This is a genomic window from Stenotrophomonas sp. 220_Sma, from assembly GCF_056487375.1.
In genome coordinates this window covers 1887074-1908008 of the sequence record NZ_CM151348.1, presented here as the reverse complement: position 1 = coordinate 1908008, position 20935 = coordinate 1887074, and the positions used below count along the sequence as shown (strand labels likewise).

Annotated in this window: 17 protein-coding genes; 8 read left to right on the top strand and 9 right to left on the bottom strand. The window is 66.7% G+C overall.

Annotated features, from left to right (window positions below; translation table 11 throughout):
• Positions 1 to 92 precede the first annotated feature (92 nt).
• The 5 genes from fabV to tgt all read right to left on the bottom strand — a co-directional run bounded on the left by fabV (position 93) and on the right by tgt (position 6600).
• The gene (gene fabV / locus ACZLIB_RS09080) at positions 93 to 1352 is read right to left on the bottom strand and encodes an enoyl-ACP reductase FabV (RefSeq protein WP_478469637.1); all 1260 of its coding nucleotides are present in this window, start codon (positions 1350 to 1352) and stop codon (positions 93 to 95) included.
• A 724-nt stretch (positions 1353 to 2076) separates the two neighbouring features.
• Positions 2077 to 3057: a protein translocase subunit SecF gene (gene secF, locus ACZLIB_RS09075; protein WP_049400104.1), complete on the bottom strand. Its 981-nt coding sequence runs from the start codon at positions 3055 to 3057 to the stop codon at positions 2077 to 2079.
• 15 nt (positions 3058 to 3072) lie between these two features.
• Positions 3073 to 4929: a protein translocase subunit SecD gene (gene secD, locus ACZLIB_RS09070; RefSeq protein WP_313208039.1), complete on the bottom strand. Its 1857-nt coding sequence runs from the start codon at positions 4927 to 4929 to the stop codon at positions 3073 to 3075.
• Positions 4930 to 4990: 61 nt separating this feature from the next.
• Positions 4991 to 5335: a preprotein translocase subunit YajC gene (gene yajC, locus ACZLIB_RS09065; RefSeq protein ID WP_005409257.1), complete on the bottom strand. Its 345-nt coding sequence runs from the start codon at positions 5333 to 5335 to the stop codon at positions 4991 to 4993.
• 134 nt (positions 5336 to 5469) lie between these two features.
• On the bottom strand, positions 5470 to 6600 hold the full coding sequence (tgt, locus tag ACZLIB_RS09060; protein WP_189719629.1) for a tRNA guanosine(34) transglycosylase Tgt: 1131 nt from the start codon (positions 6598 to 6600) through the stop codon (positions 5470 to 5472).
• A 30-nt stretch (positions 6601 to 6630) separates the two neighbouring features.
• On the opposite strand from tgt, the gene ACZLIB_RS09055 reads away from it, so the two are divergent.
• Entirely contained in the window at positions 6631 to 7197 is a 567-nt protein-coding gene (locus ACZLIB_RS09055; RefSeq protein WP_478469635.1) for a hypothetical protein, read from the top strand.
• Positions 7198 to 7365: 168 nt separating this feature from the next.
• On the opposite strand, the gene queA is transcribed toward ACZLIB_RS09055, so the two are convergent.
• A complete protein-coding gene (gene queA / locus ACZLIB_RS09050; RefSeq protein ID WP_032128303.1) occupies positions 7366 to 8433 on the bottom strand; it encodes a tRNA preQ1(34) S-adenosylmethionine ribosyltransferase-isomerase QueA in 1068 nt (355 codons plus the stop codon).
• Positions 8434 to 8643: 210 nt separating this feature from the next.
• Between queA and ACZLIB_RS09045 the strand changes: the two genes are divergently transcribed.
• Together ACZLIB_RS09045 and ACZLIB_RS09040 are read left to right on the top strand one after the other, a co-directional pair.
• Positions 8644 to 10140 (top strand): aminotransferase class III-fold pyridoxal phosphate-dependent enzyme, encoded by a 1497-nt coding sequence (locus tag ACZLIB_RS09045; RefSeq protein ID WP_478469633.1) that lies wholly within the window; start codon positions 8644 to 8646, stop codon positions 10138 to 10140.
• Positions 10141 to 10358: 218 nt separating this feature from the next.
• On the top strand, positions 10359 to 10952 hold the full coding sequence (locus tag ACZLIB_RS09040) for an LOG family protein (RefSeq protein ID WP_032128301.1): 594 nt from the start codon (positions 10359 to 10361) through the stop codon (positions 10950 to 10952).
• A gap of 19 nt (positions 10953 to 10971) precedes the next feature.
• On the opposite strand, the gene ACZLIB_RS09035 is transcribed toward ACZLIB_RS09040, so the two are convergent.
• Complete coding sequence (locus ACZLIB_RS09035) at positions 10972 to 13812, bottom strand: bifunctional diguanylate cyclase/phosphodiesterase (protein WP_478469632.1); 2841 nt, start codon at positions 13810 to 13812, stop codon at positions 10972 to 10974.
• A gap of 247 nt (positions 13813 to 14059) precedes the next feature.
• Here ACZLIB_RS09035 and ACZLIB_RS09030 point away from each other — a divergent pair, with 247 nt between their 5' ends.
• The 5 genes from ACZLIB_RS09030 (at position 14060) to ACZLIB_RS09010 (ending at position 18246) form a co-directional block, all read left to right on the top strand.
• Entirely contained in the window at positions 14060 to 14578 is a 519-nt protein-coding gene (locus ACZLIB_RS09030) for an RNA polymerase sigma factor (protein WP_229301232.1), read from the top strand.
• Complete coding sequence (locus ACZLIB_RS09025; protein ID WP_478469630.1) at positions 14575 to 15579, top strand: hypothetical protein; 1005 nt, start codon at positions 14575 to 14577, stop codon at positions 15577 to 15579. Before ACZLIB_RS09030 ends, ACZLIB_RS09025 begins: the two co-directional genes overlap by 4 nt.
• 40 nt (positions 15580 to 15619) lie before the next feature.
• The gene (locus ACZLIB_RS09020; protein ID WP_049400110.1) at positions 15620 to 16216 is read left to right on the top strand and encodes an IMPACT family protein; all 597 of its coding nucleotides are present in this window, start codon (positions 15620 to 15622) and stop codon (positions 16214 to 16216) included.
• A complete protein-coding gene (locus ACZLIB_RS09015) occupies positions 16209 to 17981 on the top strand; it encodes an ABC transporter transmembrane domain-containing protein (RefSeq protein ID WP_458075563.1) in 1773 nt (590 codons plus the stop codon). The genes ACZLIB_RS09020 and ACZLIB_RS09015 overlap by 8 nt, the downstream gene beginning before the upstream one ends.
• A gap of 70 nt (positions 17982 to 18051) precedes the next feature.
• Positions 18052 to 18246: a hypothetical protein gene (locus ACZLIB_RS09010; RefSeq protein WP_005409247.1), complete on the top strand. Its 195-nt coding sequence runs from the start codon at positions 18052 to 18054 to the stop codon at positions 18244 to 18246.
• Between the two features lie 266 nt (positions 18247 to 18512).
• Here the strand turns inward: ACZLIB_RS09010 and ACZLIB_RS09005 are convergent, their stop codons facing one another.
• Together ACZLIB_RS09005 and pdxY are read right to left on the bottom strand one after the other, a co-directional pair.
• On the bottom strand, positions 18513 to 19637 hold the full coding sequence (locus ACZLIB_RS09005) for a prephenate dehydrogenase (protein WP_279913397.1): 1125 nt from the start codon (positions 19635 to 19637) through the stop codon (positions 18513 to 18515).
• The gene (gene pdxY, locus ACZLIB_RS09000; RefSeq protein WP_043035460.1) at positions 19634 to 20542 is read right to left on the bottom strand and encodes a pyridoxal kinase; all 909 of its coding nucleotides are present in this window, start codon (positions 20540 to 20542) and stop codon (positions 19634 to 19636) included. The genes ACZLIB_RS09005 and pdxY overlap by 4 nt, the downstream gene beginning before the upstream one ends.
• Positions 20543 to 20935: the final 393 nt, after the last annotated feature.

Here is a 20935-nt window from a genome sequence, read left to right as displayed (position 1 = left end):
CCGCTGGCCGGCAGCTGCAGGTACCCGGGGTTGCCGGCCAGCGGCCGGCACCACCCAAAGAGAAGGCCGGCTTTCGCCGGCCTCTTCGTTGATCAGGTCATGTCGACCAGGTTTTCGATCTTCACGTCCGGATTGACGTCGGCCTCGTAGTCGACACCCTCCACGCCAAAACCGAACAGGCGCAGGAAATCGGCCTTGTAGCCGGCCAGATCGCTGATCTCGTACAGGTTCTCGTTGGTCACCTGCGGCCACAGCGCGACCACCTTGCCCTGCACGTCCGCGGCCATTTCCTTGTAATCGGCACGCAGGCGGCCTTCGTCATCGACCAGCGCGACGGTGTGGCCATCGCCATCGACCAGGTCGTGGCGCAGACGATCGACCGCCACGCCCTCGGCCTTGCCGCCGTAGAGGATGTCGTACAGCACGTCGAGCTGTTCGATGCAGCCTTCGTGCGTGCCCTTTTCCTTCATCACCTTGAACAGCAGCGACAGGTACAGCGGCATGGTCGGAATGGCCGAGCTGGCCTGGGTGACCACGGCCTTCAGCACCGACACGCGCGCGTCGCCACCGATCCTGGCCAGCTTCTCGCGCAGGCCCAGCACCTTGGTGTCCAGGTCCTTCTTGGCCGCACCGATCGAGCCATTCCAGTAGATCGCCTGGGTGATCTCTTCGCCCACGTAGGTGAAGGCAGTGGTGGTGCAGCCGTTGGCCAGCACGCCGGCATCGGCCAGCGCATCGATCCACATCTGCCAGTCCTCGCCACCCATCACCGCGACGGTGCCAGCGATTTCTTCCGGGGTAGCCGGCTGCAGATGGGTCTCGGTCAGCACTTCCTTGTCGGTATCCAGGCCACGCAGGGTGATCGGCTCACCGATCGGCTTCAACGTGGAGCTGATGATCTCGCCGGTCTTCGGATGCTTGCGGCGCGGCGCGGCCAGGCTGTAGACGACCTGGTCGACCTGGCCGAGATCGGCCTTGATCATCTCGATGGTCCTGGCCTTCACTTCATCGGAGAAGGCATCGCCGTTGATGCTCTTGGCGTACAGGCCAGCTTCGTCGGCGTACTTATGGAACGCGGCCGAGTTGTACCAGCCCGCGGTGCCCGGCTTGGTTTCACTACCCGGGCGCTCGAAGAAGATGCCGAGGGTGGCGGCACCGCTGCCGAAGGCGGCGGTGATGCGTGCAGCCAGGCCGTAGCCGGTGGAGGCACCAATGACCAGCACGCGCTTGGGGCCGTTCTGGATCGGCGGGCGCGCGCGGATGTAGTCGATCTGCTGCTTGACCGCGGCTTCGCAGCCGGTCGGGTGGGTGGTGACGCAGATGAAGCCGCGGACGCGCGGTTTGATGACCATGGATACCTCGGGTTGGCAGATGCGGCGCACGGGGCGCTCAGCAGGAATACGGGCGCGCGCCTGCGCGCGCGAACCGCAGGATCGTAGTGCGCGGGGGAAGATTGCACAACCGACGGCGGCGTAGGGTGGGGTTTGTTCTGCAGGGTTGCACCCTGCACCCGCAGAGGCCGGAGCAACGGCCGGAGCCGGAGCAACTTCAAAAGCTGGGTTCCTGTGGGTTGGCGGGGTGGGTCCGGTTGCGGGGGACGCCGTAAATCCGTCCATGGAGGCTTGGCCGCGGCATCCATGCCGCGGACACCCCCGCAACCGGACCCACCCCGCCTTCGACAGATTTCCGCGATCTGTTGGAGCGGCATCCTGCTCTGGTAGGTGTCGACCTTGGTCGACATGGATGAACTCATTCAATATCTGACAGATGTGTCGACCAAGGTCGACACCTACCAACAGCCGCGCGATCCAACAGCCGCAGGAATCTGTCAGAGGTGGGGCCATGTGGGTTGGCAGGACCGTTGGCGCCATGGATGGCGCCATCGAGCCCCCAAGGACGGGTTTACGGCGTGTCCTGCCAACCCACATGGCCCCGCCCAACCAGCAGAAAGCCAGCTCCGGCTTTTGACGTTGCCGTTGACGTTGCCGTTGCATTGAGCAGGTGCAGGGCTGCAAGCCCTGCACACAAAAAACCCCGCTTGCGCGGGGTTCTCTGTGTGTTGCGTGCAGCGGGTGCTTACGGGCGACGGGCCAGGGCCTCGATGTCCTTCGCCTTCGGCAGCAGGTCCTGCTTGCTGACGCGCAGGAAACCGATCGTCAGCATCGGCACCGCCACCAGGATCGAGGACAGCACCACGATCACCGCGCCGATCATGTGCGTCTCGGCCAGGCCTTCCATCGAGCTGCCGCCGTACATGTACAGGGCAAGTGCCGACAGGAAGAACATCACCGCAGTGATCACCGTACGCGACAGCGTCTGGTTGATCGAACGGTTCAGCACCTCCATCGAGTCCACGCGCAGGCTGCGGAAGTTCTCGCGGACGCGGTCGAAGACCACGATCAGATCGTTGATCGCAAAGCCCATCACCGACAGCAGGCCGGCCAGCACGGTCAGGTCGAACTCACGGCCCAGCAGGGACACGTAAGCGACCGTCACGATCAGATCGAACATCGCCACGATGCTGGCGGTGACCGCGAACTTCCATTCGAAGCGCACCGCGATGTAGATCAGGAAGCCGGCCAGCATGAAGATCGTGGCGTACAGGCCATTCATCGCCAGGTCCTTGCCGATCTGCGGGCCCACGAACTCGTTGCGGAGCACGGTGGCCTGGTTGTCGGCGGTGGACAGTGCCTTCACCACGGCGGCGGCGGTGGCCTTGTCCTCGTGCGCGGCGTCGCCGGTACCGGCAGCGTGCTCACCATGCGGGGCCAGGCGGATCAGCAGGTCGGTGTTGCCACCGACGCTCTGCACCTGGGCACCCTCAAAGCCATTCTGCTCGAGCTTGGTGCGGACCTGCTCGACGTCCACGGCCTTGTCGAAGCGGGCTTCGATCAGGGTGCCGCCGGTGAAGTCCAGGGCGTAGTTGAAGCCCTTGACGCCGATGATGGCGACCGAGGCCAGGAACACGATGACCGTGACGACCATCGCGACATGGCGCCAGCGCATGAAGTCGATCTTGGTGTCGTTCGGGAGGATGTGCAGCGGAAACAGTTTCATGTGCGTGTCGTCCCGTCAGATGGCCACGTTCTGGAGCTTCTTGCGGCGGCCGTAGATCAGCGTCGCCAGCGCACGCGACACGGTGATCGCGGTGAACATGGAGGCGAAAATACCGATGATCATGGTCAGCGCGAAGCCCTTCAGCGGACCGGTACCGAATGCGAACAGCGCCACACCGACGATCAGGCCGGTCAGGTTGGCGTCGAGGATGGTGCCGGAAGCACGCTCGTAACCGGTCACGATCGCGGTCTTGCCCGGCACGCCGGCACGCAGCTCTTCACGGATACGCTCGTTGATCAGCACGTTGGCGTCCACCGACAGGCCGACCGACAACGCCAGGCCGGCGAAGCCCGGCAGGGTCATGGTCGCGCCGAACAGCGACATCACCGCCACCACGATCAGCAGGTTGAACAGCATCGCGATCGAGGTGATCACGCCGAACATGCGGTAGTAGACGCTGAAGAACACCAGGGTGAACAGGAATGCGAACACCACCGCGCGCATACCGTTCTTGACGTTCTCTGCGCCCAGGCTCGGGCCCACCACGCGCTCTTCGACGAAGTCCATCGGCGCGGCCAGCGAGCCGGACTTCAGCAGCTTGGCCAGGTCCTCGGCTTCCTTCTTCTGCAGGCCGGTGGTCTGGAAGTTCTTGCCGAACACGCCGTTGATGTTGGCCACCGAGATCACTTCCTCGTTGACCTTGAAGCCACGCACTTCCTGGCCGTCGACGACGGTCACGGTCGGCACGCGCTCGGTGTAGACCACCGCCATCGGCTTGTTCACGTTGGCGCTGGTGAAGTCGAACATGCGCTGGCCGCCGACATTGTTCAGCGTCACGCTGACCGCCGGAGAGCCGCTGTTCGAATCGGTCACCGCCTGCGCGCCGACCATCTGGTCACCGGTGACGATCACGCGCTTGTTCAGCAGGACCGGACCACCGCCATCACGACGCTGGTAGACCTTCGCTTCCGGCGGAATGCGCCCGGAGTTGATGGCGTCCTGTGCATTACCGTCCACCACGGCCCGGTATTCCAGGGTAGCGGTGGCGCCGATCATGCGCTTGGCTTCGGCGGTGTCCTGCACGCCCGGCAGCTGCACCACCACGCGGTCGGCACCCTGGCGCTGGATGATCGGCTCGGACACGCCGAGCTGGTTCACGCGGTTGCGCAGGGTATTGATGTTCTGCTCGATGGCGCCGTTGGCGATCTGGGTGATCTCGGTTTCCGGCACGGTCACCGTGATGCGATTGCCGCTGACGTCGTAGCCGAGGGTCGGCTGCGCCTTCACCAGGGCGGTGCGGGCACGCTGCGCGGCATCGTCACCGGCGGACGGGCTCAGGTTGGCCACGATATTGTTGTCAGCGCGGCGTTCCACCGACTGGTACGGGATGCGCGCATCACGCAGGGTGCTGCGCACGTCTTCGGCGTAGGCATCCAGGCGCTTGTCCAGGGCAGCCTTCTGGTCGACCTGCAGCACGAAGTGCACGCCGCCCTGCAGGTCCAGACCCAGCACCATCGGACGACCGCCGAGGTTGGCCAGCCAGTCCGGCACGGTCGAGGCCAGGTTCAGGGCCACGGTGTACTTCTCGCCGATGGTGTCACGCAGGGCGTCGCTGGCAGCGGACTGCGCCTTCAGGTCCGGCAGGCGGACAATCAGGCTTTCCCCTTCCTTCTCGACACCGATGGTGGTGACACCGGCCGTCTTCAGGTCGGCCAGCACACGGTCACGCAGCGCATCGTCGATCTGGCCGCCACGGTTGGCGGTGATCTGGAGGGCCGGGTCCTTCTGGTAGATGTTGGGCAGCGCGTACAGCGCGCTGAGCGCCAGTACGATCAGGATGACGACGTACTTCCAGCGTGGAAATTCGAGCATTGCTTGGGTCCCGCGCGGCGCCATCCCCGGCGCCGCGGTTGTGCATCGGAAAGGGAGTGGCTTACTGGGCCGACTTCAGGGTACCGGCCGGCAGCACGTTGCCGACAGCGCCCTTCTGCACGCGGATGCGCACGTTGTCCGCCACTTCAATGGTGATGAAGTTGTCGCCGATGTCGGTGACGATGCCGGCGATGCCGCCGTTGGTCAGCACTTCGTCGCCACGCTTGATCTTCTCCAGCATGGCCTTGTGCTCCTTCTGCCGCTTCATCTGCGGGCGGATCATCAGGAAGTACATGATGGCGATCAGGATGACCGGGAACAGCAGCGTGGTCAGGCCCATGCCCTGCGGTTGGCCGCCGGCGGCCTGGGCGTGGGCGGCGGGAATCAGGAAGGCAAGCAGGTTCATCGTTGGTCCTTTGGTTGGGCGGCGCTCCGGCCCTTTCACGGGCACGGGGTGTCGACCGCGGATCTGGGTCAGCCTTGAAGTATGCCACGGCCCCGGGCGTTCGTCCTTGGGCCGTTTGGCAGGGGGTGTTCGGGTTACAGGGGCGGTGCTACCGCCCCGCGTGCCGCGTAGAAAGACTCACGGAAGGCCAGGAAGGTTCCCGCCTCGATGGCCGCACGGATGTCGGCCATGAGCTTTTCGTAATAGAACAGGTTGTGCAGGGTGCCCAGCATCGGCGCCAGCATCTCGTTGCAGCGGTCCAGGTGGCGCAGGTACGAACGCGTGTAACCGCCGCTGCAGGCCACGCAGCCGCAGCCGGGCTCGATCGGATCCATGTCGCGCGCGTACTGGGAATTACGGATGCGGACGGTGCCGAACGAGGTGAAATAGTGGCCGTTGCGGGCGTTGCGAGTCGGCATCACGCAGTCGAACATGTCCACGCCACGTGCGACACCCTCGACCAGGTCCTCCGGCCGGCCCACACCCATCAGATAGCGCGGACGGTCGCCCGGCAGTTCCGGGTCCAGGTGGTCGAGCATGGCGTTGCGCTCGTGCTCCGGTTCGCCCACGGCCAGGCCACCGATGGCGTAACCGTCGAAGCCGATCGCCTGCAGGGCCTCGGCCGAGCGGCTGCGCAGGTCGGTGTGCACGCCGCCCTGGACGATGCCGAACAGGGCCGCGTCGTTGCCCAGCTCGTCATGCGCGTTGCGGCTGCGCTGGGCCCAGCGCAGGCTCAGTTCCATCGAGCGGCGCGCCACATCCTCGGTAGCCGGGTACGGGGTGCACTCGTCGAAGATCATCACCACGTCCGAATCGAGCACTTTCTGGATCTTCATGCTCTCTTCCGGTCCCAGGAACACGCGGGCACCGTCGGTGGGCGAGGCGAAGGTCACGCCCTGCTCGGTGATCTTGCGGCGGTGGGCCAGCGAGAACACCTGGAAGCCGCCGGAGTCGGTCAGGATCGGGCCATCCCAGCGGCAGAAGCCGTGCAGGCCGCCGTGGTCGGCGATGATGTCCAGGCCCGGGCGCAGGTACAGGTGGAACGTGTTGCCGAGGATGATCTCGGCGCCCAGCGCACGCACCTGGTCCGGCAGGATGCCCTTGACCGAGCCATAGGTCCCCACCGGCATGAAGGCCGGCGTTTCCACCGTGCCACGCGGGAAGGTCAGGCGGCCACGGCGGGCACGGCCGTCGCGGGTCTGGAGCTGGAACTGCAATCGGGACATGGAGCGGTCATTCGGGCAAATAGTCGCCCATTGTCTCCCAAAACCGAGTCGACCGCCCATTCAGGCCTGAACGGAACCAATGACCTGAGCGACGCGGCTGCTGGACTGTCGCATCTGGCCTTGGCCCTGACTGGTCGCCCCTCCAAGATGGCGGACTACGTATTTCGCCAGGAAATCAGGCCCAAGATGAATAGAAGTGACCGCGAGGTACTAGAAGCAATTCTTGGGGGAAAAATCGAGCAACGAGCCGATCGAATCGCCCCGGGCATAAATCCTGTAGCCGGAGTGGAGTTCATCTACTACGAGGATTTCCATACCAGCAGCGCTTCAAGTCAGTTCCGCAAATTGCTGGCCTCTGCTGGCGAGTTCACCGCGAGCAGCGGTGGCATCGTATCGGACAGCTGCCGGATAACCCTACCCAACGGCCAGCGCTTCCTCGCCCTTTCCTTCCACGGCGATCTGGATGGATGGCGGAAGGCTGTGGAAGCCGGGGCACGCAACCTCGGCCTTAGCCTGGCCCGCATTGAAGATGACCACCTGATCATCTCCGACGGCCAGTCCGTTCCGCTCAGCGAATGCAAGGTGGATGTGGGCTGAGCAGCCCGGCGGAACCCACTTGCGGAAGGAATGATCCACGCATGGCGTGGATTTACTACAGCGCCGAAGACAGTAGAGCCACGCCATGCGTGGCTTCCCTGGCCTTCAGTCACCTGCAAGTGCGCACCAACGGTGCGCACCCACCACAAGCAGGCAGAGGTCAGCGCCCTACCCCGCCTGCGGGAACAGCAGCATCGCGTCGCCGTAGCTGAAGAACCGGTAGCGCTGCTCGATCGCGTGCTGGTAGGCCTCGAACACGCGCTGCTTGCCGGCAAACGCGGAAATCATCATCAGCAACGTGCTTTCCGGCAGGTGGAAATTGGTCACCATCGCGTCGACGCTGCGGATGCGGTAACCGGGGGTGATGAAGATCTGCGTTTCACCCGCGAACGGCAGCAGCTCGCCATCGCGCATCGCGCTTTCCAGCGCGCGCACCACGGTGGTGCCGACGCCGATCACGCGGCCGCCGGCGGCGCGCGTGCGCCGTACCTGCTGCACCAGCTCGGCACCCACGTTCAGCCACTCGCGGTGCATCACGTGGTCCTTCAGGTCATCGGCACGCACCGGCTGGAAGGTGCCCGCACCCACGTGCAGGGTGACGTGGCCGAAGTCCACGCCCTTGTCCTTCAATGCGGCCAGCAGCGGTTCGTCGAAATGCAGGCCAGCGGTCGGCGCGGCCACCGCGCCCACTTCACGCGCGAACACGGTCTGGTAGCGCTCGCGGTCATCCACACCCGGCTCGCGCTGGATGTAGGGCGGCAGCGGCAGGCGGCCGGCATGCAGCAGCCACTGTTCCAGCGATTCCGGCACATGGAACTGCAGCACGTAGAACTCGCCATCGCGGCCCAGCACCTCGGCTTCGCCACCGGCATCCAGCGCGATGCGGCTGCCGGCCTTGGGCGACTTGCTGGCGCCCACCTGCGCGCGGGCCTGCTGGCCACCCAGCAGGCGCTCGATCAGGATCTCCACGCGGCCGCCACTGGCCTTCTGCCCGAACAGGCGCGCCGGGATCACCCGGGTGTCGTTGAACACCAGCAGGTCGCCCGGCTGCAGCAGCGACGGCAGGTCGCGCACCTGCAGGTCGGTGAAGGCATCGGGCGCCGGAGGCACCAGCAGCAGGCGGCTTGCGGAACGTTCGGCCAGGGGCGCCTGCGCGATCAGTTCAGCCGGCAGGTCGTAGTTGAAATCGGACTTCTTCAAGGCAGTGGGCGGCAACAGGTCGACAATGGCGCGCATTGTACGTCCAGCGTCTGCGAGCCGGCGTGCTTCGCGGCGAACGTCGCGCAAAATGCTGCTATGCAGCAGGTTTCTGCGGGGTTATCGCGCAAAAAAACAAGTGCTAGCATCGAGTCGGAAGTCCGCTGCACGAGCCTGCCCCAAGCGCGCGTGATGACGCGCGTTTTGCTTTTGAAGACCCGTGCGACCCATTGTTTCAGGAGATCTGCAATGAGCTTCATCGAACGCCTCGCCCCCCTGCGCAACCAGCCCGGCACCCGCCTCACCTCCGGCCTGGACGACGCCACCCTGACCGCCCTGTCCGCCAGCCACCCGCAGCTGATCGCCGCGGTGGACGCCGCCGCCGAGGAATTCGCGCGCGTGCAGGCCGACCTGGGGCCGCTGCTGGCGCAGGACGAACAGGCGCAGATCGACGCGATGCAGGACGGTTTCGTCAATTTCTATGCCGATGACGCGGTGACCCCGTATGTGGCACTGGCTGCACGCGGCCCGTGGGTGGTCACCCTGAAGGGCGCCGTGCTGTACGACGCCGGCGGCTACGGCATGCTCGGCTTCGGGCACACCCCGGACGCCGTGCTGGAGGCGATGGCCCGCCCGCAGGTGATGGCCAACATCATGACCCCCAGCCTGTCGCAGCAGCGCTTCATCACCGCCCTGCGTGCCGAGATCGGCCACCGCCGTGGCGGCTGCCCGTTTGCCCGTTTCATGTGCCTGAATTCCGGTTCCGAGGCCGTCGGCCTGGCCGCGCGCATCGCCGACGTCAACGCGAAGCTGCAGACCGACCCGGGCGCACGCCACGCCGGTGCTGCGATCAAGCGCGTGGTGGTCAAGGGCAGCTTCCATGGCCGCACCGACCGCCCTGCCCTCTATTCGGATTCCAGCCGCAAGAGCTACATGCAGCACCTGGCCAGCTACCGTGGCGAGGATTCGGTGATCACCGTGGCGCCTTACGACGAAGCCGGCCTGCGCAAGGTGTTCGAGGATGCCACGCGCAACCAGTGGTTCATCGAGGCGGTGTTCCTGGAACCGGTGATGGGCGAAGGCGACCCGGGCCGCTCGGTGCCGCCGTCGTTCTATGCCGTTGCCCGCGAACTGACCCGTGCCCATGGCAGCCTGCTGCTGCTCGACTCGATCCAGGCCGGCCTGCGTGCGCATGGCGTGCTCTCGGTGGTCGATTACCCGGGCTTCGAAGGCCTGGACCCGCCGGACATGGAGACCTACTCCAAGGCACTCAACGCCGCGCAGTACCCGCTCTCGGTGCTGGCGGTGACCGAGCATGCCGCGCAGCTGTACCGCAAGGGCATCTATGGCAACACGATGACCAGCAACCCGCGTGCGCTGGACGTGGCCTGTGCCACCCTGGCCCAGCTGACCCCGCAGGTGCGCGCCAACATCGCCGAGCGTGGTGCCGAGGCCGTGCGCAAGCTGGAACAGCTGAAGAACGAGCTGGGCGGCCTGATCACCAAGGTGCAGGGCACCGGCCTGCTGTTCTCCTGCGAGCTGGCTCCTCAGTTCAAGTGCTACGGCGCCAACTCCACCGAAGAATGGCTGCGCCAGCACGGCATCAACGTGATCCACGGTGGCGAGAACTCGCTGCGCTTCACTCCGCACTTCGGCATGGACAGCGAAGAGCTGGACCTGCTGGTGGGGATGGTCGGCCGCGCGCTGCGTGAAGGCCCGCGCCGCGAGCAGGCAGCGGCGGCGTAAGTCTCGTTCTTTGTAGAGTCGAGCTTGCTCGACTGCACTTCGTTCAGGCGCCGCGATAGTCGAGCAAGCTCGACTCTACTGAACGAAGAACAGCCGAGCGCGGCGCGGCTCTACAGACGGCAACCGCGAAGGTCCATACTCCATAGACACCCCGTCCCTGACCGCCCTGCGGTCGGCGACGGGGCGTTTTCGTTTCCGGCCAAGAGACAGGAAGATCCATGAAATCGATCTGTGTGTACTGTGGTTCCAACGCTGGCAGCAAGCCGGCCTACACCGAACGCGCCCTTGCCCTGGGTGATCGCATCGCCCGCGACGGGATGCGCCTGGTGTACGGCGGCGGCAATGTCGGCCTGATGGGAACCGTGGCCAATGCCGTGCTCGCCGCCGGCGGTGAAGTGACCGGCGTGATCCCGCGCCAGCTGGCCGACTGGGAAGTGGCCCACCGCGGCCTGACCGAACTGGAAATTGTCGGTTCGATGCATGAGCGCAAGTCGCGCATGTTCGACCTCGCCGACGGCTTCGTCACGCTGCCCGGCGGCTTCGGCACCATGGAAGAGATCTTCGAGATGCTGACCTGGCGCCAGCTTGGCATCGGCAACAAGCCGTGCGCCTTCCTCGACGTGGAAGGTTTCTACGCCCCGCTGATCGGCATGATCGACCGCATGGTGGAAGAGCGCTTCCTGCACCCGGACCAGCGCCAGGACCTGTGGTACGGCTCGGATATCGAAGAGATGCTGGAGTGGATGAAGAACTACAAGCCAGCGCAGGCCTCGAAGTGGATCGACGAAAAGCGTCGCGCCGCCCTGCGCTGATGCTTTCCTGCGCGGCGGCTCAGACCGCCGCGCAGCTCCACGGTGCGGGCCGCCCCAGCAGATAGCCCTGGCCGTAGTCGCAACCCAGTTCGCGCAGGGTCTGCCGCTGCGCCTCGGTTTCGATGCCCTCACCGATGGTCTCGATGCCCAGCGTACGCGCCAACGACAGCACGCCCTCAACCAGCGCCCGCGTGCTCTGCACTTCCGGCCCATGCAGGCCGGCGATGAAGCTCTGGTCGATCTTCAGCGTACTGATCGGGAAACGGTGCAGGTAGGACAGCGCCGAGAAGCCGGTACCGAAATCGTCCAGCTGCACCTGGATGCCGCGCTCGCGCAGGCCCTGCAGGATGCGCAGCGTGTGCGGGCCATCGTCCAGCAGCGCCACCTCGGTGATCTCCAGGCGCAGCCGACGCGGATCGGCACCACATGCATCCAGCAGGCCGAACAGGCGGCCGCTGAACCCGGCGGAGCGGAAATGGCGCGGTGATACATTCACCGAGACGTAGCTCTGCCCGCCCTCGGCCAGGCCGGCAATCACCTGTTCGTAGATCAGCCAGTCGACCTGCTCGATCAGGCCGCTTTCCTCGCCCAGCTCCAGGAACGCCCCCGGCAGCAGCAGGCCGCGGCGCTCATGCTGCCAGCGCAGCAGCGCTTCGTGGCCCACCACCTCGCCATCGGACAGGCGCACGATCGGCTGGTAGAACGGGACGAAATCGCGGTTGTTGATCGCACGACGCAGGTCGGCTTCCAGATCGAGGCTGCGCATGGCCTGCTCGCGCATGTCTTCGTCGAAGATCGCACAGCGGTCATGGCCCTGCGCCTTGGCCCGGTACATTGCCGCGTCGGCATCACGCAGCAGCTCCTCACCGGTGCGGTAGCGGGGGTTCCACAGCGCGATGCCCAGGCTGCCGGACGGGAACAGTTCGCGCCCGGCGATCCACATCGACTCCTGCAGCGCCAGCAGCAGGCGCTGGCCAAAGTCCAAGGCCTGGGCCAGGCCCTGCGGGCATTGCAGCAGCACCGCGAATTCGTCACCGCCCAGCCGGGCCACCACGTCCTCGGTGCCGGCCATCGATACGATGCGCTTGGCCACTTCCACCAGCATGCGGTCGCCGGCAGCATGGCCGATGCTGTCGTTGACCAGCTTGAAGCGGTCCAGATCGAGGAACAGCACGGCGAACACCGGGCCGCCCTCACGCTTGGCCAGGGCCAGCGCATCCTGCAGGCGGTCCAGCAGATGCAGGCGGTTGGGCAGCCCGGTCAGCGCATCGTGCATGGCCTGGTGGGTCAGGCGCTGTTCGGCACGCAGGCGCTCGCCGATCTGGCCGAGCAGCTTTTCGTTGACCTCGGCCAGTTCGCGCGTGCGTTCCTCCACGCGCTTCTCCAGCTCGGCATGCGCCGAGCGCAGCCGTTGCTGGTCGCGCTGACGGGCCAGGCCGGTACCGATGTTCTGTGCGACGAAGGTCAGCAGGCGCTGGTCATGCACGCTGAAAATGCTGTTCTCGCTGTAGCTCTGCACCACGATCGCGCCGACCACTTCGTCGTCGCGCAGCAGCGGTACGCCCAGCCAGCAGTGCGAACGCGCACCGGATTCACGCACTTCGCCACTGGCCAGCAGCGCATCGATCTGCGCGCGTGACGCCAACAGTGGCCGCCGGTTGCGCACGACGTACTCGGTCAGGCCCCGGCTGAACGGTCGTGGCGCGCGGCTGGCGTTGTGCTCGTCCACCGAATAGACGAAGTCCAGGCCGTTGCCGGCCGGGTTGACCAGGGCGATGTAGAAATTGCGAGCGTCGAGCAGGCGCCCGACCACCCCATGCACCTGTCCGTAGAACTGCGCCAGGCTGTCGGCCGACATCGCCATCTCGGCGATGTTGTACAGGGCGGTCTGCAGCTGTTCGGCGCGTCGACGCTCGGCAACCTCGTCCTGCAGGCTGTGATTGGCGCGCTGCAGTTCCTGGGTGCGCCGCGCCACCTGCTGCTCCAGCCGCACCTGCGCCTGGCGCCGGTCCATCGCGGTCTGCACGTGCTGCGCAACGAAGCCCAGCAATGCGCGCTCGGCCTCGCCATAGCGGGCCGCCTGCTCATAGCTCTGAACCACGATGGCACCGCATACGCGGCCATCGCGCAGCATCGGCACACCCAGCCAATCCAGGCTTTCGGGCCCGCGTTGCGGGTCGTGCTCCTGCTCCATCACCTGCGCCAGCAGTTCGCGCGAGGGACCACTGAGCGGCTTGCCATGACGCAGCAACGCCACGGTCAGGCTGCGCGGCATCTCGCTGGCGTCATGGCTCTGCGTGGGATCGGCGACGAAATCATCGACCTGATCGGCGAAGTACAGGAAACGGATCTGGTCGCGCACATCGTCGTATTCCACGATGTAGCAGTTCTCGGCATACATCAGCGTGCCCAGCACACCATGCACGTGGCGCAGCATCTCGGGCATTTCCAGGTCGGCACCGGCCAGATCTGCAATCTGGAACAAGGCCTGCTGCAACCGCTCGGCCTCTTCCAGCGCCTTGATCTGGCCGGCCTGGCGGCCGCGCTGCAGCGCCAGCTCCATCGCCTGCCGGGCAACCCCCCACCATGCCGGCGAAGGCACCGCGCCTTCCACCGACAACAGCAGGCGCGCCCCATCATGTTCCCAGCCGTGCTGGCCATCGCCCACGCCTGGCGCTGCCGCATCACCTCCGGCAGTCGCCCTCGGCCAGGCCCCCTGGCCACGGCCAAGCTGCGGGTCATCCCAGCCGACGCGGACCACAGCCGTTTCCGGCAGAAGCGCATGCAACGCGCGCACCAGCGCCGTGCTCAGCACGGCCTCGTGTGGTGGCTCTTCCGCCGGTTCAGCATGCGTGGACAAATGACAATCTCTTGGCGCCGTCAGTGCGTCGCCTCCCCTGAGCCGCCGAGCATAGCGCGCCACCCGGGGGGCAATGGAAGCCCGTAAACCCCGAATCGTGCGCCCGTACGTTTTTCCTGCTGACCGTAGCCCCTTCCGAGCCATGACCCTCACCCTGCCCGCCCTCGCCACCGGCTATGCGCCATCGCCTGCAGGCCTTACCCTGTACGCCGTGGAAGCCAGCGCACTGCCAACCGATGAAGCCTTGATGCTGGCCTGGGCCGGTGGCGACCTGCGTGCGTTTGAAAGCCTGTATGCGCGCCATCGCAAGCGCCTGTTCGGCTTCCTGCTGCGGCAACTGCGCGACAACGCGCTGGCCGAGGAGATCTTCCAGGACGTCTGGCAGCGGGTGATCAGCGCCCGTGCGGGGTGGCAACCGGACGCGGCGTTCAGCACCTGGCTGTTCCGCATCGCCCACAACCGCCTGAACGACCATTGGCGCGCCGCCCGCCACCGGCCGGCTGCCCCGGCCGATGCCGACCTGCGCCTGGCCGCGATCGAGGATGGACAGACCCCGGAAGGCGAGCTTTCCGAATTCGAACAACGTCGCCGCATCCAGCTGGCGATGGAACAACTGCCGCCCGAGCAGCGCGAAGTGCTGCAACTGCGGCTGGATCAGGAACTGAGCCTGGAGGAGATCGGCCAGATCACCGGCGTAGGCCGGGAAACCGTGAAATCGCGGCTCCGCTATGCGATGGACAAGCTGCGTGCGGGATTGAACGCATGAACCGAGACGAACCGCTGACGCCGGAAGAACGCGAGCTGGCCCGGCTGCTCGGCCGTCGCGCCGAACAGGCACCGCCCGCCGCACTGGACGCCGCCATCCTGGCCGCGGCCCGCGCTGCCGTGGACGCTCCGGCTGCCGATGCGGTCGCCTCTCCCGAAGCACCACGTACGCAGCGCACACGCCCGCGTTGGCCGGCGGTGTTCGGCATCGCCGCCTCGATGGTGTTCGCCATCGGCATCGCCTGGCAGCTGCGTCCGGAACCGCCACCGGTTCCGGCGGGTGAGGCCGCTGTTGCGGCGGCACCGGCTGCGGCAGAAGACGTCGCGGCTGCCGATCAGGCCGCTGAGCGCAATGCAGCCGACAGCGCGGTGGCGACTGCGGAACCGGCCGCTGCGCCCGCAGCACCCGAGGCAGCCCCGGTTGCCGCTGCCCCGGCACCGGCCATCGCGCGCGCAAGCAAGCCTGCGCCGGCCGGGACCGCTGAAGCGCCGGCCCAGGCTGCACGATCGATGGCTGCGGATGCGGCCGCCGATACCTCCTTTGCGGCCCTGCCGCCCGCTCCGGCCGCAGCGCCGGCAGCAGCCCCCCCTGCGCCTCCGGCTCCCACCGCCTACTCCGCACCCGCGCCGCTGATGGCGCCGGTTGTCGCCAGTGGTTCGCTGAAGGCGCGCTCGGCAGGCACGCCAGAGTCCAACAGCGTGCAGGCCGAACAGGCCCCGGCATTGGACCGGGTAGAAATCACCTCGATGAAGCGTGAGGCTCCCAGCCGTTCCGCACCTGGCATCATGCGCCGCGGCAGCGATGCGGGCCTGAGCGCGGATGCCGTGCAGGCCGAGGTGGACGCTGACGCACGACTGCCGCGCCGGCAGTGGCTGCAGAAGATCCGTACACGACGCGACGAGGGCCAGCGCGATCTGGCCCGTGCCAGCCTGGAGCGCTACATGCAGCAGTACCCGGAAGCACGCCTGCCGCGCGACCTGCGCCCGCTGCTGGACGACTGAAGCGGACGGGAATACCCGGCAACCCCGTAGAATGACGGGAATGCTCGATACTCTCGCCCAGCCGGTCAGCCACACGCTGGAAGTCAAACACAGCCGTTTCATCGCCCATGCCGCGCCGATCGATGGCGCCGCAGCGGCCATGGCGTTCCTGCAGCAGGTTGCGGTGGCCGATGCCACCCACAACTGCTGGGCCTACCGGCATGGGCAGGACTATCGCTCCAGCGACGATGGCGAGCCGGCCGGCACGGCGGGACGTCCGATTCTGGCGGCGATCGACGGCCAGGGTTTCGACCGGGTGATGGTGGTAGTGACGCGCTGGTTCGGCGGTATCAAGCTCGGTGCCGGTGGCCTTGTGCGCGCCTACGGCGGCGCCGCCGCCGAGTGCCTGCGCACCGCCCCGCGCCTGCCGCTGGTGGCGATGGCCCGGCTGCAGCTGCTGGCCGGCTTCGAGGACCTGGGTACCCTGCATGCCACCCTGCCCGCCTTCGGTGCCGAAAAGCGCGATGAACAGTTCGATGCCAATGGTGTGTGCCTGCGGATCGAATTGCCTGCCGATCAGGTCGACGCATTGAAAATCCGCCTGCGCGACGCCACCCGTGACCGTATCCGCATAGAAGACGACGACCAGGATGACTGACAAGGACGACGCCCCCGCTTCGACCCCGCCACTGCGGCGCCTCGGCAGCCTGCGCACGCTGTGGCCGTTCGTGCGCCGCCACAGCGGCCTGTTCACCGCCTGGCTGCTGGCCCTGGCGGTGTCTTCTGCAGCCACGCTGAGCCTGCCTCCGGCGGTGAAGCAGATGATCGATCACGGTTTCAGCAGCGGCGGCCAGATCAACCGTGCCTTCGCCCTGCTGATGCTGGTGGCGGTCGTCATGGCGTTGGGCACGGCCGCGCGCTTCTACTTCGTATCGTTGCTGGGTGAAAAGGTCGTGGCCGACCTGCGCAGCCAGCTGTATGCCCACCTGATCCAGCTGGGCGCCGGCTTCCACGACCGCAGCCGCAGCGGAGAGCTGGTCTCGCGCCTGACCGCGGACACCGAACTGCTGCGCAGCGTGGTCGGCTCGACCATGTCCGTGGCGCTGCGCAGCACGGTCACCGTCATCGGCAGCCTGGCAATGCTGTTCGTCACCAGCCCACGGCTGGCCGCATGGTCGCTGCTCGGCATTCCGCTGGCGGTGCTGCCGATCATCATCGGCGCGCGCAAGCTGCGCACGGTCGCACGCAACAGCCAGGACCGCATCGCCGATGCCAACAGCCTGGCCAGTGAAACCCTGGGTGCGGTACGCACGGTGCAGGCACATGCACGCGAGCCGTACGAGCGCGGGCGCTTCGACAAGGCACTCGGTGATGCCATCGGCGCCGCCCGTCGCCGCATCGGCGCACAGTCGCTGGTCACCGCCAGCGCCATCCTGCTGGTGTTCGGCGCCATCGTCGGTGTGTTGTGGCTGGGCGCGCACGACGTCATCGACGGCCGCCTCAGCGCCGGTACGCTGGGCCAGTTCGTGCTGTATGCATTGATCGGTGGCGGCTCGGTGGGCGCGCTGGCCGAAGTGTGGAACGAACTGCAGCGCGCGGCCGGCGGCATGGGCCGCATCGGCGAACTGCTGCAGGAAGACATCGAGATCCGCGCGCCGGCACAGCCGCACGCGCTGCCGCAGCCGCTGCGTGGCGAGATCCGGTTCGACGACGTGGTGTTCCACTACCCGCAGCGACCGGACCAGGCCGCACTGGACCACTTCAACCTGCACGTCCGCCCCGGCGAGACCGTGGCGCTGGTGGGTCCGTCGGGGGCGGGCAAGAGCACGGTGCTTTCGATGCTGCTGCGCTTCCATGATCCAGCCAGCGGCCGCATCGACGTGGACGGCATCGACGTGCGCCAGGCCGACCCGGCCGAGCTGCGTGCGCAGCTGGCGCTGGTGCCGCAGCAGCCGACGCTGTTCGCTGCCAGTGCGCGCGACAACATCCGCTATGGCCGCCTGCAGGCCAGCGACGCCGAAGTCGAGGCTGCCGCGCGCGCCGCCGAGGCCGATGGCTTCCTGCGCGCGTTGCCGCAGGGCTATGACAGTGAGCTGGGCGAGCGCGGTGCCCGCCTGTCCGGTGGCCAGCAGCAGCGTGTGGCGATTGCCCGTGCGCTGCTGAAGGATGCGCCGATCCTGCTGCTGGACGAAGCGACCAGCGCGCTGGACGCGCAGAGCGAGCACAGCGTGCAGCAAGCGCTGGAGCGGCTGATGGCGGGCCGCACCACACTGGTCATTGCCCACCGCCTGGCCACCGTGCTCAAGGCCGACCGCATCGTGGTGATGGACCAGGGCCGCATCGTCGCCGAGGGCACGCACGCACAGCTGCTGGCCGAAGGTGGACTGTACGCTGAACTTGCGCGCCTGCAGTTCATCGATTGATGACGTCCGGCTAACATCGGCGCGGCCAAGCTGGCCGCGCAACAGCCGCATCCGCTGAAGGAGGTGCACGATGTCGTTCCGTCAGTTCCCCGCTGTCGACAGCAACGGCGAAAGCCACATCATCATCGAGTTCAAGCCCGAGGCGAATGGCAGCGGGCATCACTCCGAAGCCACGCCACGCTACGAACTGGATGACGGGCGGCCGCTGGTGCGCGATGGCCGCGAGTTCACCACCAGTGGCGGCGAGCTGCGGCTGACGATCTGAGGTTCGCCGGGCATGGTCCGGCGCTACCGGATTTCGTATTGCCCCCGCTCTGGTGGGTGTCGACCTTGGTCGACACGCCTTTTGCCTCTGGTAGGTGTCGACCTTGGTCGACACGCCTTTTGCCACGGGCAGTCGAGCGTGGCTCGACCCTACAAAAAAGCGCGGTCAATTTTTGACCAACCATCTTGACAGCCTTTACCACCAAGGGCTGCGCCCGGTTATCCACACGTTTGCTCAGGAACCATCCACACCGCCTGTGGATGAATTCAGCCCAGTACCCGCCCGATGCCGCTGGCGTCCACGTCGGCTGCGGCCCGGGTGATCGCCGCAGCATCGCTGCCGGCCACGAACCCGATGCGGAAATGCACTTCGCCACCAGGCGTGCGCGAGGAATGGATCGAAGCCAGGCTGATGCGATGCTGCTCGAACACGTTCAGCAGCTCACGCAGTGAGCCTGGCCGGTCCTCCGGCAGGTGCACCGACAACGCGTTGCGCTCGGTCAGGTCAGCCAGCAGATAACCCACGCGTTCAAAGGTGTAGTTGCCGTCCGCCAGCGCCTGCTCGCCGAAGGCACTGCGGTTGGCCGACAGCAGCTGCTCGCGGAATTCACCACGCGCACGGTCGTCGCCCTGCCCGACCTGCGCCTGCAGGGCCTGCAGCTGGCCGACCAGCCGTTCCAGCATCGGCGCCACGTACGGGTTACCGAACTGGATGTCTTCGTAGATCGCCGGGTTGAGCGACAGGATGCGCGAGATGATCGCCGTGTCCAGCTCGAACGATGCCGAACGGTACGGCATCATCGCGGCCAGATCGCCCAGCTGCGGCTGGTACTGGCGCAGCACGCCGGCCTGGGCCAAGTGGGTGGCATGCACCATCGCCTGCACCAGCGCCATCATCTGGTCGTGGTGCTGCGACGTGGCGCGCACGCACTCGGCCTGCAGCGCCGTGCACAGCGTATCGACCCACGGCTGCCAGTGCTGCAGGCGCGCTTCGCAGACCACCATCACCCGGCCCTTCAGGGTCGGCGCCTTGGGTGGCGCGGTCATCGGGTGCAGGCCGACCACTTCGGCTTGAGAGGCCAGCATCGCCTGCACCGGCGCTTCCTTCACCGAGGTCACGTCCAGCCATAGCCGGTCCTGCTCACGGCCGGCCGACTGCCGCACGTACTCGGCAATCAGAGCCGGCGTATGCCGGATCGGTGCCGAGAACACCAGCACGTCGGCCTGCGCCAGCAGCTGTTCCGGCGTATGCGAGTCCGGATCGGCCGGATCGTGGCCGATCACCTGCAGCTGCATGTGCTGCTGGAAGAATCGGCTCAGCCAGCGCCCATAGGCGCCGGCACTGCCGACGATGCCGACCGTGCGCGGCGTGCGTTCGAGCAGACCGCTCATGCCACGCGTTCGGCGCGGAAGCGCGTGCCTTCGGCCAGTGCGGCAGGCGCCGCCGCGATCACGTCGAACTCTTCGAAGCCATTGTCCAGAGTCGCCTCCAGCGCCGCGTGGGTACCGGCAATCGCACGCGAAATCGCCTGCTGCATCGATTCACCTCGCAACAGGAACGACACCACCAGCGACATCAGCACGTCACCGGTGCCGGCCACGTCCACCGGCAGCAGCGGCGAAGTCCAGCGCCAGGTTTCCTCGCGACCGACCGCCAGGGTCACCAGCTCACCCGGGTTACCGCCCACGCTGTGCGCGATCACCCAGTGCGGGCCACGGTCAAGCAGCGTACGCGCGGCGGCGATGGCATCAGCCTCGGCCAGTGCCGGCATACCGGTCAGACGATTCAGTTCGAAGGCGTTCGGGGTCACCAGCCAGGCATGCGGCAGCAATCGCTCGGCGAAGATCGCTTCCAGGCCCGGTTCCACGTAGGGGCCGGTGTGGGTGTCACCAATCACCGGATCCAGGCAGTAACGCAGCTGCGGACAGGCCGGCAGGATGTTGTCCAGCCAGTCGGCGAAGGCGGCACCGTTGGCGGTGCTGCCGAAGTAGCCGGAAACCAGCATTTTCGCCCGCTGCGGCAGGCCGCGCTCGTGGGTGCCCAGCAGCAGGTCGGCGAACCAGTCGGCGGGCAGCACCCGACCGCGCGTGGTGTCGTAGAACGGCGCATTGCTCAGCAACACGGTCGGAATTTCCGCGACGCGCACACCGAGCGCACGCATCGGCGGTACGGCGGCGCTGTTGCCGGCGTGGCCGTAGACAAGTTGCGACTGGACCGAGATGACATCGATCGGCGACGGGCCGTCGGGCCGCTGGCGGCGGCCGTGGACCAGGTGGTTATCGAGGGATTCGCTCATGCCCGCATTCTACGCCCAAGGGAGTTTTCGGCAGGGCTCGCAGCCCTGCACCTGCTCAATGCAACGGCAACCGCAACGGCCGAAGCCAAAGCGGCATTCCGTGGGGTGGCGGGGCGGTGTCGGAGTGCGGGGACGCCGCAAGTACGTCCTTGTAGGCTTGGCAGCGGCATCCATGCCGCTGACACCCCGCAATCCGACACCGCCCCACCTTCGACAGGTTCACGCGGCTGTTGGCAACTGCGCCTGTTGTTCCGCGCGGCTGTTGGTAGGTGTCGACCTTGGTCGACACACCTGTCAGATATCGAACGAATTCATCCGTGTCGACCAAGGTCGACACCTACCAGGGCCGGACGCTGTTCCGACAGATCGCGGAAAACTGTCGAAGGCGGGGTG

Bases quoted from the DNA above. Each gene is read 5' to 3' on its own strand.
- yajC (WP_005409257.1), bottom strand. From the start codon at position 5,335: ATGAACCTGCTTGCCTTCCTGATTCCCGCCGCCCACGCCCAGGCCGCC.
- ACZLIB_RS09020 (WP_049400110.1), top strand. From the start codon at position 15,620: ATGCTCGATACTCTCGCCCAGCCGGTCAGCCACACGCTGGAAGTCAAA.
- ACZLIB_RS09015 (WP_458075563.1), top strand. From the start codon at position 16,209: ATGACTGACAAGGACGACGCCCCCGCTTCGACCCCGCCACTGCGGCGC.
- ACZLIB_RS09025 (WP_478469630.1), top strand. From the start codon at position 14,575: ATGAACCGAGACGAACCGCTGACGCCGGAAGAACGCGAGCTGGCCCGG.
- pdxY (WP_043035460.1), bottom strand. From the start codon at position 20,542: ATGAGCGAATCCCTCGATAACCACCTGGTCCACGGCCGCCGCCAGCGG.
- tgt (WP_189719629.1), bottom strand. From the start codon at position 6,600: ATGTCCCGATTGCAGTTCCAGCTCCAGACCCGCGACGGCCGTGCCCGC.
- ACZLIB_RS09010 (WP_005409247.1), top strand. From the start codon at position 18,052: ATGTCGTTCCGTCAGTTCCCCGCTGTCGACAGCAACGGCGAAAGCCAC.
- secF (WP_049400104.1), bottom strand. From the start codon at position 3,057: ATGAAACTGTTTCCGCTGCACATCCTCCCGAACGACACCAAGATCGAC.
- secD (WP_313208039.1), bottom strand. From the start codon at position 4,929: ATGCTCGAATTTCCACGCTGGAAGTACGTCGTCATCCTGATCGTACTG.
- ACZLIB_RS09045 (WP_478469633.1), top strand. From the start codon at position 8,644: ATGAGCTTCATCGAACGCCTCGCCCCCCTGCGCAACCAGCCCGGCACC.
- ACZLIB_RS09030 (WP_229301232.1), top strand. From the start codon at position 14,060: ATGCTGGCCTGGGCCGGTGGCGACCTGCGTGCGTTTGAAAGCCTGTAT.
- ACZLIB_RS09040 (WP_032128301.1), top strand. From the start codon at position 10,359: ATGAAATCGATCTGTGTGTACTGTGGTTCCAACGCTGGCAGCAAGCCG.
- fabV (WP_478469637.1), bottom strand. From the start codon at position 1,352: ATGGTCATCAAACCGCGCGTCCGCGGCTTCATCTGCGTCACCACCCAC.
- queA (WP_032128303.1), bottom strand. From the start codon at position 8,433: ATGCGCGCCATTGTCGACCTGTTGCCGCCCACTGCCTTGAAGAAGTCC.
- ACZLIB_RS09005 (WP_279913397.1), bottom strand. From the start codon at position 19,637: ATGAGCGGTCTGCTCGAACGCACGCCGCGCACGGTCGGCATCGTCGGC.